13 protein-coding genes and 1 pseudogene are annotated in these 16,844 nt (G+C 48.7%); 13 read left to right on the top strand and 1 reads right to left on the bottom strand.

What is annotated here, in order from left to right:
* Positions 1-734: 734 nt before the first annotated feature.
* The 8 genes and pseudogenes from HMPREF0080_RS05170 (at position 735) to HMPREF0080_RS05135 (ending at position 9,924) form a co-directional block, all read left to right on the top strand.
* Positions 735-1,874, top strand: coding sequence for an acyl-CoA dehydrogenase (locus HMPREF0080_RS05170; protein ID WP_006790232.1), 1,140 nt, complete (start codon positions 735-737; stop codon positions 1,872-1,874).
* Between the two features lie 80 nt (positions 1,875-1,954).
* Positions 1,955-2,725 carry an electron transfer flavoprotein subunit beta/FixA family protein gene (locus tag HMPREF0080_RS05165; protein ID WP_006790231.1) on the top strand — a complete coding sequence of 257 codons (771 nt, stop codon included), beginning with the start codon at positions 1,955-1,957 and terminating at the stop codon, positions 2,723-2,725.
* 150 nt (positions 2,726-2,875) lie between these two features.
* The gene (locus HMPREF0080_RS05160) at positions 2,876-3,787 is read left to right on the top strand and encodes an electron transfer flavoprotein subunit alpha/FixB family protein (RefSeq protein ID WP_342610083.1); all 912 of its coding nucleotides are present in this window, start codon (positions 2,876-2,878) and stop codon (positions 3,785-3,787) included.
* Positions 3,788-4,081: 294 nt separating this feature from the next.
* Positions 4,082-5,302, top strand: coding sequence for a threonine ammonia-lyase (ilvA, locus tag HMPREF0080_RS05155; RefSeq protein WP_006790229.1), 1,221 nt, complete (start codon positions 4,082-4,084; stop codon positions 5,300-5,302).
* Between the two features lie 208 nt (positions 5,303-5,510).
* Positions 5,511-5,894, top strand: a complete 384-nt coding sequence (locus HMPREF0080_RS05150; protein WP_006790228.1) for a RidA family protein — start codon at positions 5,511-5,513, stop codon at positions 5,892-5,894.
* 348 nt (positions 5,895-6,242) lie between these two features.
* Positions 6,243-8,150, top strand: a pseudogene (gene thrS / locus HMPREF0080_RS05145) (threonine--tRNA ligase).
* Between the two features lie 120 nt (positions 8,151-8,270).
* Positions 8,271-9,140: a ribosome biogenesis GTPase YlqF gene (gene ylqF, locus HMPREF0080_RS05140; protein ID WP_040347302.1), complete on the top strand. Its 870-nt coding sequence runs from the start codon at positions 8,271-8,273 to the stop codon at positions 9,138-9,140.
* Positions 9,133-9,924 (top strand): ribonuclease HII, encoded by a 792-nt coding sequence (locus tag HMPREF0080_RS05135; protein ID WP_006790224.1) that lies wholly within the window; start codon positions 9,133-9,135, stop codon positions 9,922-9,924. Before ylqF ends, HMPREF0080_RS05135 begins: the two co-directional genes overlap by 8 nt.
* Positions 9,925-9,961: 37 nt before the next feature.
* On the opposite strand, the gene HMPREF0080_RS05130 is transcribed toward HMPREF0080_RS05135, so the two are convergent.
* Complete coding sequence (locus HMPREF0080_RS05130) at positions 9,962-10,912, bottom strand: magnesium transporter CorA family protein (protein ID WP_040347300.1); 951 nt, start codon at positions 10,910-10,912, stop codon at positions 9,962-9,964.
* Between the two features lie 208 nt (positions 10,913-11,120).
* On the opposite strand from HMPREF0080_RS05130, the gene HMPREF0080_RS09415 reads away from it, so the two are divergent.
* The 5 genes from HMPREF0080_RS09415 to HMPREF0080_RS05110 are packed head-to-tail and all read left to right on the top strand — an operon-like array spanning position 11,121 to position 16,843.
* Complete coding sequence (locus HMPREF0080_RS09415; RefSeq protein ID WP_040347298.1) at positions 11,121-11,810, top strand: DUF554 domain-containing protein; 690 nt, start codon at positions 11,121-11,123, stop codon at positions 11,808-11,810.
* Between the two features lie 15 nt (positions 11,811-11,825).
* Positions 11,826-12,371 (top strand): AAA family ATPase, encoded by a 546-nt coding sequence (locus HMPREF0080_RS10790; protein WP_245527231.1) that lies wholly within the window; start codon positions 11,826-11,828, stop codon positions 12,369-12,371.
* On the top strand, positions 12,307-15,381 hold the full coding sequence (gene smc, locus HMPREF0080_RS05120; protein WP_245527230.1) for a chromosome segregation protein SMC: 3,075 nt from the start codon (positions 12,307-12,309) through the stop codon (positions 15,379-15,381). The genes HMPREF0080_RS10790 and smc overlap by 65 nt, the downstream gene beginning before the upstream one ends.
* A gap of 2 nt (positions 15,382-15,383) precedes the next feature.
* Entirely contained in the window at positions 15,384-16,355 is a 972-nt protein-coding gene (gene ftsY, locus HMPREF0080_RS05115; protein WP_006790219.1) for a signal recognition particle-docking protein FtsY, read from the top strand.
* A gap of 11 nt (positions 16,356-16,366) precedes the next feature.
* On the top strand, positions 16,367-16,843 hold the full coding sequence (locus HMPREF0080_RS05110; RefSeq protein WP_006790218.1) for a NanQ anomerase/TabA/YiaL family protein: 477 nt from the start codon (positions 16,367-16,369) through the stop codon (positions 16,841-16,843).
* Position 16,844 lies beyond the last annotated feature (1 nt).

Here is a 16,844-nt window from a genome sequence, read left to right as displayed (position 1 = left end):
TTCCAAGGTAAATAATAAATTTTATAGAAAAAGGTTACACGAAAAAACGTGTAGCCTTTTTTATAGACTACTGTTCGAAGATCATAAAGTTTTAGTGCCGTGCTTTTAAAATTAAGATATTCTATGATATGGGATGTAAATACGCTTCAGCAGTGCAATACTTTAGATATCAAAAACTGCTTGGGTCATGAATGATGAGCGGCGTTTAGTACGTACTGAATGGAACTTAAACTGCAAACATCAAACAGTAGGCGCCTGGATACAGAAGAACGGCAGCGTTATGAAATTGAAGAATGATACGTGAAGTCTGAAAAGGGGAAGATATAGAAAGCTGATTTATAGAGAGTCCGGAACATATTTCTCTTTTCCTTGTGACAGTACGCAAAATGGCAATATCATTTATGAGATATTTGGAAAGGGCCATGAAGTATAATAAAATTTGAATATGAATTAAAAGTTCAAAAAGTAACAACGACAATACAGTATATTTAGAAAATGAATATTACAGAAATGAATTTTAGTAGTGAGGACCATGGAAAAAATGCATGATACAGTAGAAGTAAAACATAAAAATAGTATTGATTAATAATGTGAAAAGTTATACAATTTATATAAAGGAAAAAAGGGGGTAAATATTTCTTTTCCTCATGATTGAAGTTTGTATGTGATTACATGGCGTAGCTGTTTATGCCGTGTATCGCTTTATTTATTAAATTAAAGGAGTGTGGCAAAACATGGATTACAACATGACTGAAGACCAACAGATGTTTGTGAAACTGGCTAAGGATTTTGGTGAAAAACGCTTATTGCCGACCGTAACGGAACGTGACCACAAACATGAATACGACGAAGCTATCGTAGCCGAAATGCTTGAAATGGGTCTGGCGGGAACGTATTTCCCCGAAGAGTACGGCGGTGCGGGGGCCGACATATTGAGCTATATTATGACGGTTGAAGAATTGGCAAAATATGATGCCGGCGTATCCATCACGCTGTCTGCCGATGTTTCTCTCTGTGCCAACCCGATTTATGAATACGGCACGGATGCGCAGAAAGAGAAATATTTGAAACCCCTCTGTGAAGGCACGATGTTGGGCGCATTTGCCCTGACCGAACCTAATGCCGGGACGGATGCGGCAGGACAGCAAACTGTCGCGGCTAAAGAAGGGGATCATTATATTCTGAACGGTTCTAAAATCTTCATTACCAACGGCGGTGCGGCTGATGTCTATATTGTTTTCGCGATGACCGATAAGTCTCAGGGTACAAAGGGGATCAGCGCATTCATCCTTGAAAAGGGCATGGAAGGCTTTACATTCGGTAAAAAAGAAGATAAAATGGGCATAAATACTTCCCAGACGATGGAATTGGTATTCCAGAACGTTAAAGTTCCGGCGGAAAATCTCCTCGGACAGGAAGGTAAGGGCTTTAAAATTGCAATGATGACGTTGGACGGCGGCCGTATCGGTGTTGCCGCTCAGGCTCTCGGCATTGCCGAAGCGGCTTTGGCGGATGCTGTTGAATACTCGAAACAGCGCGCTCAGTTCGGCAAACCTATCTGCAAATTCCAGTCTATTTCCTTCATGCTTGCCGACATGGCAACGAAGATCGAAGCGGCTCGTCACCTCGTATACAAAGCGGCTATGAAGAAACAGGAAGGCAAGCCCTATTCTGTCGATGCTGCTATGGCTAAGATGTTTGCTTCCGATATTGCTATGGAAGTTACGACGATGGCGGTTCAGATTTTCGGCGGCTACGGTTACAGCGAAGAATATCCTGTTGCACGTCATATGCGTGACGCCAAGATCACTCAGATTTACGAAGGTACTAATGAAGTACAGCGCATGGTTGTGTCCGGCGCAATCTTACGGTAAATTTGTTTATGACACGGGTCCGGCCTATTTATGCCGGGCCCGTGTGATATAAATACACTACTTTAGGAGGTAGACTTAATATGGAAATATTGGTATGTGTCAAACAGGTTCCGGACACGGCGGAAGTTAAGATTGATCCCGAAAAACATACGGTCATTCGCGCCGGCGTTCCTAATATATTCAATCCGTTTGACCAGAACGCGCTTGAAGCGGCACTTCAGTTGAAAGACAACCAGGGAGCACGTGTAACATTGCTTTCTATGGGCCCCCCGCAGGCTGATGAAGTTTTGCGTGAAGGGCTGGCTATGGGCGCCGATGATGCGTATCTCCTTACAGATAGAAAGGACGGCGGTTCCGATACGTTGGCGACAGGTTATTGTTTGGCACAGGCTGTAAAGAAAGTGGCGGAATTACAAGGTGTTGATAAATTCGACATCATACTTTGCGGTAAACAGGCTATCGACGGCGACACGGCTCAGGTCGGCCCGCAGATCGCTGCAGAACTCGGCATTCCGCAGATTACATACGCCGCTGAAATTACGGTTGAAGGTGAAACCGTTCGTGTAAAACAGCAAAATGAAGAAGGTTATATTGTTACGGAAGCTAATTTCCCCGTATTGATCACGGCCGTCAAAGAATTGAACGAACCCCGTTTTCCGACCATTCGCGGTACCATGAAAGCTAAACACCTTGTAATTCCGCATCTGTCTGCAGACGATATTAAAGTTGACGAAACCAAGATCGGTTTGAAAGGTTCGCCGACGATGGTTCGTAAAATTTTCACTCCGCCTCAGAGAACGCAGGGTCTTGTTATCAAAGAAGAAGATCCAACGTCATCATTGCAATTTTGATGGAAAAATTAACTGCACAGAAGATTATATAACCAAGGAGGAACGTGAAAATGGATTTGGCAGAATACAAAGGCGTATATGTCATCGCTGAAGAATTTGAAGGCAAATTACGTAACGTATCTTTAGAACTGTTGGGCCCATAGAAAGCAGCTGGCTGACGGTATCGGTGACGAGATCGGCGCCGTCCTTATCGGCCACAACGTTAAACCGTTGGCTCAGGAACTCATTGCACACGGCGCACGTAAAGTATATGTTTATGATGATCCGAAATTTGAACATTATAATACAACGGCTTTTACAAAAGCATTGGTACATTTTTTCAATGAAGTTAAACCGAACGTGTATCTTGTGGGCGCAACGAATATCGGCCGTGACCTCGGCCCGCGCGTTGCCAACTCATTACAGACGGGGCTGACTGCGGACTGCACGAATCTCTTTGTTGATGACGACGGCAAGACGATCGTTTGGACCCGTCCCGCATTGGGCGGCAATATTATGGCTGAAATCGTATGCCGCAACAACCGTCCGCAAATGGGTACCGTCCGTCCGAACGTATTCAAGAAACCGGAAGCCGATGCAAATGCAAAGGGTGAAGTTATCGACATGCATGTCGACCTTACGGAAGCAGATTTCCTCACGAAATTTGTCGAACTTATCAAGCTCGGCGGCGGCGGTGTCAAGATTGAAGAAGCTGACGTTATCGTTTCCGGCGGCCGCGGCATGAACAGCGCAGATCCTTTTAACGGTATGTTAAAAGAACTGGCTGACGTTCTCGGCGGTGCAGTGGGCGCTTCTCGTGCGGCTGTTGATGCCGGCTGGATCGATGCTCTCCATCAGGTAGGCCAGACCGGTAAAACGGTAGGCCCGAAGATTTACATTGCCTGCGGCATTTCCGGCGCTATTCAGCATTTGGCGGGAATGTCCGGTTCCGACTGCGTTATTGCCATCAACAAGGACGAAGACGCTCCTATCTTCCAGGTAGCGGACTTCGGCATCGTAGGCGACGCTTTTGAAATCGTTCCGAAACTGACGGCAGCTATTAAAGCGGCAAAGGGAATGTAATCCGTTTTCTGGACCCGCAGCAGTATTTGTATACTGTTGCGGGTTTTTTGTATTTACATAATAAGTATGTATGTGTTCAAATGAGAAATAACGGAAAAGAGAGTCGCGGAAAACATAATGTGCATAGTGTATCTGAAAAGTTGTGATATCGAGAAATTATCCGGTATGGTGTAAATGCGTTGCAACAGTTCCATTGACAATGGACAATGTAAAACGTATAGTTAACTTACAGGAATGAAACACGGACGGGCGGTTTGAACGTATCACTTAACTGATATAAGGGAGGAATACAGTATGGCTCAAGATTGCATAACGTTACCAATGATAGAAGAAGCCCGGGAGCGATTGAAGGGAGTAGCGCAGAAAACGGGCCTTTCTTATACGAACTCGGTCAGCAGGACGGCGGACTGCCGGGTATACTTGAAGTTGGAAAACCACCAGCGTACGGGTTCTTTCAAACTTCGCGGTGCTTATAATAAAGTGGCGACTTTGACGGATGAAGAACGGGACAGAGGCGTTATTGCGGCTTCCGCCGGAAATCACGCCCAGGGAGTGGCTTTGGCGGCGAGCAGTTACGGCTGTAAGTCGACTGTCTGTATGCCGAAACATGCTCCGCTTATGAAAATTGCCGCTACCAAAGGATACGGCGCCGATGTCGTTCTTCACGGCGACTTCTTTGATGAAGCGGCGGCTAAAGCCGCTGAACTGGCTGAAAAGCATGATTATACATTCGTTCACCCCTTTAACGACCCTTATGTCATGGCCGGGCAGGGGACTGTCGGCCTTGAAGTGTTGGAACAGCTGCCTGAAACGGAGGTTATTGTCGTACCCGTCGGCGGCGGAGGCCTTATTTCCGGTATAGCCGTTGCGGCAAAATCAATCAATCCGAAGATAAAAATCATAGGTGTTCAGGCTGCCAATATGCCGTCTATGCAGCGTTCCGTAAAAGACGGCAAAATTGCCGCATGCAACGGCAAGGCGACCTTGGCTGACGGTATAGCTGTCAAGACGCCCGGTGAGCTTACCTTTGATATTTGCCGCCGTTATGTGGATGATATCGTCACGGTTGACGAAGGGGAAATAGCCGAAGCCATCTTATGGCTTATCGAACGCGTTAAGACTGTCGCCGAGGGCGCCGGCGCTTCACCTGTGGCCGCGTTAATGAACGGTAAGATCTCCGGCATCCACAATAAGAACGTGGTCGCTCTTATCAGCGGCGGCAATATTGATGTCAACAATATGACACGCATTATTAACAGCGGGCTGACCAAGACATGGCGTAAAGCTTATATCAGCACCATTATTCCCGATAAACCGGGCGAACTTGTTAAATTGCTCTCTATTGTGGCCGATTCGGGTGCCAATATTCTCTCGGTCATACATGAGCGCAGCCAGCACGGTGTAGGGATTGGGTATACGGCCGTGACGCTCGAATTGGAGACGGCAAACGAAAAGCATGTGGAGCGCCTTGTGGAAACATTGAAAGACGATCGGTATCAAGTTACCTTGAAGTAGGGGGGTTATCGGTAACGGAATTTTCGCTGCCTGCCGGTGAAGCACAGGAGCCGGCAGCGGCGCATAAAACGATGCTATCCGTACAGAAAGGCCTGACTTTTGAAATCTTGCGGGTAAGAAGTGAAGATTTTAAGAAATATGACAAAAGCAGTATTTTTTTGCTATAATAAAACGGATCAATTTTTATATTAAAGGAGAGTGTTTTAAAATGGCAGTAAACGTTATCAAAACAGATAAAGCCCCCGGTGCGGTAGGACCGTATTCGCAGGGCATCAAAGCCGGTAATATCCTCTTTGCATCCGGACAAATCGCGTTAAATCCGGAAACGGGCAAACTCGTCGGCGGCGGTGTTGCGGCTGAAGCCGAGCAGTGCATGAAAAATGTCGGCGCTCTTCTTGAAGCGGCAGGCATGTCGTATGATAATGTTGTTAAAACTACCGTTTATCTTACGAATATGGACTTTTTCGGTACTGTCAACACAGTATACGGCAAGTATTTTGCCAGTACACTTCCTGCCCGTTCCTGCGTGGCGGTTGCGGCACTTCCGAAGGGTGCTCTCGTGGAAGTGGAAGTTACGGCATATGCCGAATAACACGGGTAAAGGCGGACTGTGGGGAAGGCCCGTCTTTTGCAGATTCATCCTTGACAGGTAGAATCAATCGACGTATAATGGCGTCATACATTAAGTATATACAGGCGTTGATGAGGACATGATGAGTTGCCGCCGTTTATACAGAGAGGAACACAGCTGCTGTGAGTGTTCTGTAAACGGGCTGTTCATTACCGCCTCGGAGCTTACTGTCGAAGCAGATACGGTCGCACCGTTATAGCGTCAGAGATGCCGGGATACTCCCGGTAAATTAGGGTGGAACCGCGTGAATATGACCTCTCGTCCCTTGTGGACGGAGGTCATTTTTGTATTCTAAAGGAGATGTTCGATATGGCGGAAGTAGTATTAAAAGACGGCAGCAAACGTTCGTTTGCCGACGGCTGTACACTCGGTGAAGCGGTGGCGCAAATCAGCAACAGCCTGGCTAAAAAAGTTCTTGTTGCGAAGGTGAACGGTAATGTTACGGATTTACGCATGCCCCTGGTCAACGGTTCGGAGGTGGAGTTTCTTACTTTTGATTCGCAGGAAGGTAAGAATACGCTTCGGCATACGGCTTCCCATATTATGGCACAAGCAGTACGCCGCCTTTTCAAGGATGTAAAAATAGCTATCGGGCCGGCGATTGAAAACGGCTTTTACTATGATTTCGATACGGAACATCGTTTTACGAAAGACGATTTTGCCACAATCGAAGCGGAAATGCATAAGATTGTCAAAGAAAATTTGCCCGTTACGTATGAAGTGATTTCCCGCGATGCGGCGCTTAAACTGTTCGGTAAGGAAAGAGAAAGCTACAAGGTGGAGCTTATTAAAGAACTGCCTGCGGCAGCTACGATTTCCGTTTACCGTCAAGGTGAATTTTATGACCATCTGTGACGGCAGCATGTTATGACAACCGGTCAGGTCAAGGCGTTCAAGCTCTTGTCTGTTGCCGGCGCGTACTGGCGCGGTGACGAGAAAAATAAGATGCTGCAGCGTATTTACGGTACGGCGTTTGAAAAACAGTCGCAGCTTGATGAATACTTGAAAATGCGCGAAGAAGCGGAAAAACGCGATCATCGTAAACTTGGCAAGGAAATGGATCTGTTCAGCTTCCATGAGGAAGGACCGGGATTCCCCTTCTTCCATCCGAAGGGAATGCTTTTGCGCCAGAATCTTTTGGCGTTCTGGAATGAACTTCATGATCGCTATGAATATGATCAAATCAGCACGCCTATTATCTTGAACCGTCAGCTTTGGGAACAGTCCGGTCACTGGGATCATTATCGTGAAAACATGTACTTCACGACTATCGATGATGCACCGTATGCTATTAAACCGATGAACTGCCCCGGCGGCATTCTCGTCTATAAGAGCAACGTGCATTCGTATCGGGATTTCCCGATGCGTACGGCTGAACTCGGTTTAGTACATCGCCATGAATTACACGGCGCTTTGCACGGCCTCTTCCGCGTGCGCAGCTTTACACAGGATGATGCGCATATCTTTATGCTGCCGTCACAGATGAAACAGGAAATTACAGGTGTTCTTGACCTTTTCCACGAAGTGTACAGCGCTTTCGGGCTGGAATACCATGTGGAACTGTCCACCCGTCCGGAAAACTCCATGGGCAGCGACGAGATCTGGGAACTTGCCACGAAAACCCTGAAAGAAGCTATTGAAGAAAAAGGCGTACCGTATCAGATTAATGAAGGAGACGGCGCTTTTTACGGTCCGAAGCTCGACTTCCATGTCAAGGATTCCATCGGCCGTACCTGGCAGTGCGGCACGATCCAGCTTGACATGCTTATGCCGGAGCGCTTCGATATGACGTATGTCGGCGAGGACGGTCAGAAACATCGTCCCGTTATGGTGCACCGCGCGTGCTTCGGCAGTATTGAACGTTTCATCGGCATTCTCGTTGAAAACTATGCCGGTGCGTTCCCTGTATGGCTTGCGCCGATCCAGGTTAAAATTCTGCCGATTTCGGAAAAACATATGGCGTATGCCGCCGAACTTCGTAAAAAGTTCAAGAAAGCGGGTATTCGCGTTGAACTTGACGAAAGTAATGAAAAAATCGGATATAAAATCCGTAAGGCTCAGATAGAGAAAGTCCCGTACATGGCCGTTATCGGCGACAAGGAAGTCGAAACCGGCACGGTTTCCGTCCGCGACCGCGCCAAAGGTGATTTGGGGGCACAACGTACCGATGAATTCATTGCGCATATTAAAGATATTTCGGATAGCCGTAAGGGGTAATATTCATAAAAATAAGAGCTGTATCGGCAGCTCTTATTTTTATGTCTTTTAAAAACACTTTACTTACACCGTTTTTTTACCGTACAATAGATGCATTGAAGTACAGGAAGGGAGTATACTGTGATTATTAACTGGTATCCCGGTCATATGGCCAAGGCGAAACGGCTGATCGAAGAAAATCTGAAGGTGATCGACGCGGTAATCGAACTGGTGGATGCCCGTATTCCCGTAAGCAGTACCAATCCGATGATTGCGGCTCTGTTGGGAGAAAAGCCTTCCGTCATTGTCCTCAATAAAGCCGATCTTGCCGATCCGGCGGCATTGGAATTATGGAAGGCGTATTACCGTAATCGGGGCAGGCATGTAATCGCGCTGAACAGCAAGGACGGCAGGGGGATCAAACAGCTTATACAGGCCGTTCACAAGATGGCTGAACCGAAACTGGCGCATTGGCGCGCCAGAGGGTTGAAAAACCGGCCTGTCCGGACGATTATACTCGGCATTCCCAATGTGGGAAAGTCGACCCTTATTAATCGTCTGGCCGGAAGAAATGTCGCAAAGACGGCGGACCGGCCCGGTGAAACGAAAGGAAAACAATGGGTCCATCTCTCGGACAGCCTCGATCTGCTGGATACGCCGGGTGTGCTGTGGCCCAAACTTGAGGATCAGAGAAGCGCCAAAAGACTGGCGGCGACGGGGGCCATATCAGATGCGGTTTTCGACATGCAGGAAGTCGTTACGGAACTTATATCGGAATTATCCGTCCGTTATCCCGAAGCGCTGGCGCGACGCTTTAAACTGGACAGGCTTGATGAAGACCCGGCCCTTACCGTCGTCCGTATCGGCAGAAATCGCGGCTGTGTCGTGGCAGGCGGTACGGTCGATATGGAAAAAACATATAAACTCATTATCAAAGAATACAGGGAAGGCAGAATCGGCGCCATTTCTCTTGATTGGCCCGGTGAGTTTGAAGGAAAAGACAATGATTGATATAGCCGCTCTTACAGTAAGCGAATTAAAAATCCTTCTCGAACGGGAAGGGGAACACATAGGTCCGCTTTTGGCGCTGATGCTGAAAGATGAGCGCAAATCCGTACGGAAACTGGCTGAAGGGTACAGCAGAAAAGAGGAGCGCCGTAAGAAAGAGGAGGCGCGTCTTCAGGGCATGCTTAAATACGAGACGATGTTCTATCATAAAGGGGCACAATATATCGCCGGCATTGACGAGGTCGGACGCGGCCCCGTTGCCGGGCCCGTTACGGTCGCGGCCGTTATTTTGCCTGCCGGCTGGACCTGTCCGGGTATAAACGACAGTAAAAAAATACCGCCCGAAAAGCGGGAGGTACTGTATGATGCCGTTATGGATAATGCCGTTGCCGTATCCTGTATTTGTAAATCGGAAAAAGAAATCGATGCCCTTGATATTTATCATGCGACACAACAGGCTATGTATGAAGCCGTTGCCGCATTGGCGGTACGACCCAATGCGGTACTGGTTGATGCCATGCCGCTACCCGATTTGGGCATTGCCCATGCTTCCCTTATCGGCGGTGACAGCCGAAGCCTTTCCATTGCGGCCGCATCCATCATTGCCAAGGTCTCGCGTGATCGCATCATGGTCGACTATGATGCCCGATACCCGCAATACGGCTTTGCCAGACACAAAGGGTATCTGACGCAGCGGCACAGGGATGCCATAGCTATGTACGGCCCCTGCCCCATTCACAGAAGGAGCTTTGAGCCCGTCAGGTCGATGGTACATTTTCACAGATAAAATAAAGCGCTTCGTCGGAAGCGCTTTTTCATATGGATTAGAACAGTTTTTTCAGCCACAACAGGGCTACGGCTACGGCTGAGCAGATCATGGCAACCGTAATAACGAGAAAAAAGCCCCATTCGTTTTCCTGAAAGGGAAGCGGGACATTCACCCCCCAAAGGCTGAATATGGTCGTCGGTACGGAAAGGATAATTGTAATGGAAGCGAGGAATTTCATGACGATATTCAGATTATTGGAAATGATGGAGGCAAATGTATCGGACATGCTCATAAGAATATTCGTATACATTTCTACCATTTCAATAGCCTGTTTGTTTTCGATAATTACATCTTCCAGAAGATCTTCATCTTCTTCATAAAGCTTTAAAAGATGATGCAGGGATTGATTGCGCCGCAGGCGCAGCAATTTTTCCATGACCGCTCCGTTGCCGCGCAGTGCCGATGTGAAATAGGTCAGGGACTTCTGTAATTCCAGAAGCATGAAGAATTCGCGATTTCTCATGGAGTTGCGCAGGATATTTTCAATGTCGTCCGTGCGGTGGTTGATCTGCTGTAAATAACGCAGATAAAGTGTTGCCGTACGGAAAAGAATCTGGAATAAGAAGCGGGTCTTTTTAAAGGTATAAAAAAGGGGATACTTATTTTGTGTAAATACACGCAGTATTTCCGCTTCCTGAATGCATACGGTAACAATGAAATCCGGTGTCATGAAAATACCCAACGGCAGCGTATCATAACTGTCCGTTTCCAGGATAATGGGGATATTGATGACGACGAAAATATATTCGTCTTCTATTTCCACGTGTGAGCGTTCTTCCGTATCCAGAGCGGTTTTCAGGACATCCGTAGGGATCTCCGTGACCATGGACACGATTTGCAAATCGTCCGAATCGGGGTTTACGACATTAATCCACGAACCTTTTTCGGCGGTTGTCAGTGACAGATCATCTTCCAAGTGTCCGTTTATGTGTTTGTATACCGACAAGCATGCCGTATCCCTCCTTTCCGCGGCGTTATATGCACAGCAACTCAAATTAAATATAATCATACAAGGCGGCTCAAGTCAAGTGCAGATGACGAAATTTACGAAGAAGCTCGGAAGGATGCGATGAATACAGTCTTTTCGGCTGGAGATGAAATGCCTTTTTTGCTATAATAAGACGATATTACTTTATCATAGAGGGGGATTTTCTGTGTTAGGCGTACTTATCAACGGACTGGCCACGTCTGTATGCGCTTTTTTGGGCATGCTTGTCGGTAAGGGCTTAAAAGACCGATGGTTAAAAGCCGTATATTCGGCTATCGGTTCGTGGATTATATGCATGGGTGTCCAAGGGGCGATTAAGACGGAAAACTGGATTCTCGTTACAGTAAGTATGGCCGCAGGGACCGTCTTAGGCACGGCTGTCGGGATAGAGGATGTCATGCAGCGTTTGGGGAGCCGTTTTAAAACATTGTTTCATGCCGGTAAGGATACGGATTTTACCAATACTTTCGTCACCTTATCCATTATTCAGGTCGTCGGGGCCATGGCCGTACTGGGGCCTATACAGGCGACTCTTCTCGGTGACGTGTCTCTTCTTTATATTAAGAGCCTTTTAGACGGTATTTCCGCTTTTATTTTCGGCGCCGTTTCCGGTGCGGGGGCCATTCCCGTAGGGATAGTTCTTATTATATATGAAGGGTTCTTCTGTCTTGTCGCCTCTTTTTTGGCACCGGTCATGACGGATGCCGCAGTACGTGAATTGAGCGCCGTCGGCAATATTCTGATCATCGTTATCGGTTTTAATATGCTCGGCATTGTAAAATTGAAGACTGCCGATTATTTACCGGCTATGTTTATGCCTGTCGTGTATTACTTCTGCATGTCCCGGTTAATATAAAAAGAGGAAAATAAGGTGCAACTGTTAAAAATGGAACTGCGGGGGTTTAAATCCTTCGCCGATAAAACTGTACTTACCTTCGATAAAGGCGTTACGGCTATTGTCGGGCCTAACGGGAGCGGTAAAAGTAACATTTCCGATGCTGTCCGCTGGGTTATGGGCGAACAGAATGTGCGTCAATTGCGCGGACAGCGGGCCGAAGATATCATTTTTTCCGGTACCGCCGCGCGTCGTCCTCAGGGGGCGGCGGAAGTATCCCTCTTTTTTGATAATTCCGATAAAACGCTTGACACGGAATATCGGGAAGTCGTTATTACAAGACGTTATTTCCGTTCCGGTGACAGTGAATTCTATATTAATAAACGACCGTGCCGTTTAAAAGATATTCATCATCTTTTTGCTGATACCGGCATAGGACAGGACTCCATGGCCGTTATCGGGCAGAACAGAGTTGACCGGATTCTTAACAGCAAACCTGAGGAACGGCGTGTCATCTTTGAGGAAGTTGCCGGTATCAGCCGGTTCAAAGGGCGACAAGACAGAAGGCCTGAAAAAAATTAAAGAAACGGAACATAATCTGGCTCGTATTCAGGATATGACGAGCCTTCTTGAGGAGCGGCTCGGGCCGATAACGGAACAGGCGAAAAAATTGAAGTTGTTCCGCCTTCTTGACGGCGAACGGCAGGCTTATGAGGGTACACTTACCCTCCAGGAGATGCGGAATTTTGAACGTCTTTTAGCAAGGGCGGAACTTATGAAACAGCAGGCCGTCTCTGAAAGCGGTCGGCTTAATGAAGCGATCGCCGGCGCCGATGAGAAGCGGCAGGGGATTTTGGCGTCTATAGAAGAAGAGGAATCCCTGCTTCGTGCGCTTAATGAAGCGGCGGCGACGGCAAAATCGGAAGCGGAAGGGCTGAAGACGCGGCAGGAAGCGTGTATCCTGCGCGCAGCCGAATTGGAACAGGCTCTTGCCGCTATGAGCGGAGAAGAAAAGAGCATTGCCGCAAAAGAATTGGAAATTGATGAAAAAATTACGGCTCTCAGAGAAACCCTTGAAGAATGCAATACCGTAAAAAATGCTGCCGATCGGAGCCTGAAACTGACGGAACGCTTGTACAATGAGGCGGCTTTGAAGGCGGGCGCCGCAGAAGCGGCAACAAAGGAAACGGCGGCTGCCGACAGGAGCCGAAGGGAAGAGGAATATGCTCTTACGCGTGACATTGAGGAACTGAACCGCCGTCTTGATGATACACGCGAACGGTACAAAGAGGTTGCAGACGCCGCCGAACGGGCGACAGAGCTGTTACGTGAAAGCCGTGCTGCGGAAGAAAAAACGGCGGCGGAGCTGGGGCGGTCACAAAATGAGCGGGAGCGTTTGCAGTCATCTTGTAATGAATGCCGTATCGAAGCGGAAACGGCAGCCGACCGGCTGGGAAAATGTGAGGAAAAGGGAAGAAACACGAGTTCTCAACTTGACGGACTGAAGCAGCGTATCCGCGTTCTGGAAGGGATGGAACAGGAACACGAAGGGTTCGGCCGCGCCGTAAAAACCGTACTCACCGCAAACGAGCCGTGGCGCAGCCGTATTTGCGGCGTTGTCGGTGAGGCGTGCCGCGTGCCCGATATTTATGTGACCGCTGTTGATATGGCTCTCGGCGGAGCTTCGCGCTTTATCATTGCCGAATCGGAAGAGGCGGCCAAACAGGCAGTCGCTTATTTAAAGAGGGGAAAGGCCGGCCGTACCACCTTTTTGCCGCTGGATACGGTCCGCCCCCGCCCCTGCAGCGGGGATGAGGAACGGGCCCTTCATGAAAACGGAATTATAGGGACGGCAAAAAGTCTGATTGAATACGATCATAAATATGAAAATATTTTTTCTTATCTTTTGGAGAGAACTCTTGTTGCCGCAACTGTTGACGGAGCTTCCGCAGTAGCGCGCAAGTATGGCGGCCGGCTGCGTATAGTCTGTGTTGACGGCACGCTCTTTAATGCCGGCGGTTCGCTTACCGGCGGCAGTGTGCAAAATAAAGAAAGTTCGATTGTCGGCCGCCGCAGCGTGCTGTGCGCCTTGCGCAAGGAGGCCGCAGCCGTGGAAAAGCGGCTTTCCGGACTCGTCGCGGTACATCGAAAGTTAAGTGAAGCCCGCTCCGAGTCGGTTCGCAGCCTAAATGAAACGGAACGGCACTTTAATGAAACGGCAGACAAAGTAAGACAACTTGTTTGGGAAAAGGATAAGCAAAGAGAAGACGGCCTGCGGTTGAAAGCAGAGCTGCGCCGTCATGAAGAGGCAAAAAACGGGTTGACGGGCTTGCGTGCGTCCATTCAGGCGACACTTGCGGAAAAGAAAGAAACACTTGCCGCTCTTTCACTGCGAACGGATAATAAATCCGGCAGCACGGAAGCGGCTTATAAAAAATATGCGGCTGAGGCGGAGCAGTACAGACAGGCGTTGACGGAGCGACAGATTGAAGCGGCTCGGCTGGAAGAGCAGACGCGCCATCTGTCCGAGCAGATTGAACAACAAAAACGGTGGCGGGATGAATATCGCAGCGAAGCGGCGGCGCTTACAAAACGGCGGCACGATACACGGGACCGTCTTGACAAAGAGCGTCAGGCCGTTGAAAAAACACGGCGACATCTGGCTTTAAAGGAAGCGGAAACCCGTGAAAAAGAAGCGGAAAAAGAAGCCTTTTATAAATCCCGGGAAGGAAATTTCAGAGCCAATCAGGAGTTGGAGGATGAATTGCGGCGTCTCCGCGATGAAGCGGAGTACCGGACGAGGCAATGCAATACGGCCGATATTCAAATTGAAAAGTATAACGGCGAAATTATGCGCAGTGAAGAGAAGCTGGCGGCGCAGGGGCTGACCCGGCAGGAAGCGATGGAACGGCGCCGTGACGGTTCTTTGCGCGAGCTGCAGGATAAAGTTTCTTCCTTAAAGAGTGAAATTGCCGGTTTAGGCCCGATTAATCCCAATGCGGACGAAGAACACAGAGAAGTCGCGGAGAAAGCGGAACTTTATAAAAAGCAAAGTGAAGACCTTTTAGAGTCGAGGGCCAAGCTGACGGCGGTCGTTGCTGAAATAGACAAGGCTATGGCCGCACAGTTCGGCACGGCTTTTGCCGAGATCGGCGGTCATTTCCAGCGGATTTTCAGTCGGCTTTTCGGCGGCGGGACCGCTGAAATAGCCTTGACGGATGTTCACAATATTCTTGAATGCGGCGTTGAGTTTCTTATTCAGCCGCCCGGCAAGAAGCGGCAGTCGTTGACCCTTCTCTCCGGCGGCGAACGGGCTTTGACAGTTATAGCTTTACTGCTGGCTTTTCTTGCCTATCATCCGGCGCCGTTCTGCCTTGTCGATGAGGTTGACGCGGCGCTGGACGAAGCGAATGTTGACAGAATGGCCAAGTATTTGAAAAATTACAGCGGCGATACACAGTTTATTGTTATCACGCATCGCCGTAAATCCATGGAAGCGGCCAATACGCTGCAGGGAGTGACAATGGAAGAAAAAGGGGTTTCCAAATTGTTGACCGTGCAGGTTGATGAGCTTATGGAGAAAGGAACGTAGCTATGGGATTTTTTTCTAAGTTGAAGAAGGGGCTTGAGAAGACGAAAGGGTCTCTTTTCAAAAATATTGAGAATGTCGTACACGGGTATGCCGATATTGACGATGAAATGTATGAAGAACTGGAAGCGGTAATGCTCACCGGCGATATAGGGATTGAAACGACGGAATATTTGCTCGAGCAGATCCGGGCAGGCGTTAAAACGCATGAAATAAAAGACGGCAGTGATGTCATTCCTTATCTGGAAAAGGTAATCGTCGGGCTCCTTGAAGAAAATGAGGTTGAACCGGCAGCTCATGAAGGTACGGAAGTTATTTTTATCGTCGGTGTTAACGGTGTCGGGAAAACGACGACTGTCGGCAAATTGGCGAAATATTATGTATCCCGGGGCAAATCCGTAATGATAGCCGCCGGTGATACATTCCGCGCGGCTGCGTCGGATCAGCTTGCAATTTGGGCCGAACGGGCAGGGGTTCCCGTCATTAAGCATCAGGAGGGCGCCGATGCGGCCGCCGTTGTTTTCGACGCGACCGCTTCGGCCGGAGCGAGACATACGGATATTCTCCTTGTCGATACGGCAGGACGGCTTCATACGAAGCATAATCTCATGGAAGAGCTTTGTAAAATGGCCCGGGTGGCGGCAAAGAATATTGACGGCGCGCCGCATGAAACACTGCTTGTACTCGATGCGACGACAGGGCAGAATGCGGTCAGCCAGGCCAAACTTTTCGGTGCGGCCGTACCCCTTACGGGCGTCGTGATGACAAAGCTTGACGGTACGGCAAAGGGCGGTATCGTTCTTTCCGTCAAGCGTAATCTGGGCGTGCCCGTCCGTTGGGTCGGAGTCGGCGAAGGCGCGGACGATTTACGTCCTTTTGACGCGGCGCAATTTGCCGATGCCCTTTTTGACCGGGCCGGTTCGGAGCAACGGGAAGAAGCGGAAGAAGCCGCGGAAGAAAGAGAAGAAAATTTTTAGGGAGGCAACCTATGTATGTTGGAAATTTAGAACAATGGCAAGAGGAAATCCGTAACTTACCGGAATTTCTGTCTCCTCATATAAAGAAACTGGCCGCTTTTGACTTCGATGCGTTAACGGCGGGCCGGTATGAATTGGGCGGCCTGAATTACATGAATGTGGATGAGGCCGAGACCGCTCCGGCGGCAAAACGGCAGATTGAATGTCATCGCCGGTATGTTGATGTGCAGGTCCTTCTGGACGGGGAGGAAGTTATCGGGTATCAACCGCTTAGCCGGTTGGGCGCGATGACGGAAGACCGCGGTTCGAAAGATGCTTATTTTTACAACCCGCCTGCGGAAAACGATTTTATTCTTCTCATGGAAGCACGCAAAACCTTTGCCGTATTTTTCCCGACAGACGGTCACCGTTGTCTTTGCGCCCCTGCGGGAAAAGGAGCGGCTGTTCGTAAAGCTGTTATGAAAATAGCCGTTCCGGGGGATGAGTAGA

The organism is Megasphaera geminata F0357, from assembly GCF_000239275.1.
Lineage (GTDB): Bacteria > Bacillota > Negativicutes > Veillonellales > Megasphaeraceae > Megasphaera > Megasphaera geminata.
The sequence above is the reverse complement of the archived record's forward strand: the minus strand, read 5'-3'. Positions and strand labels throughout refer to the sequence as shown.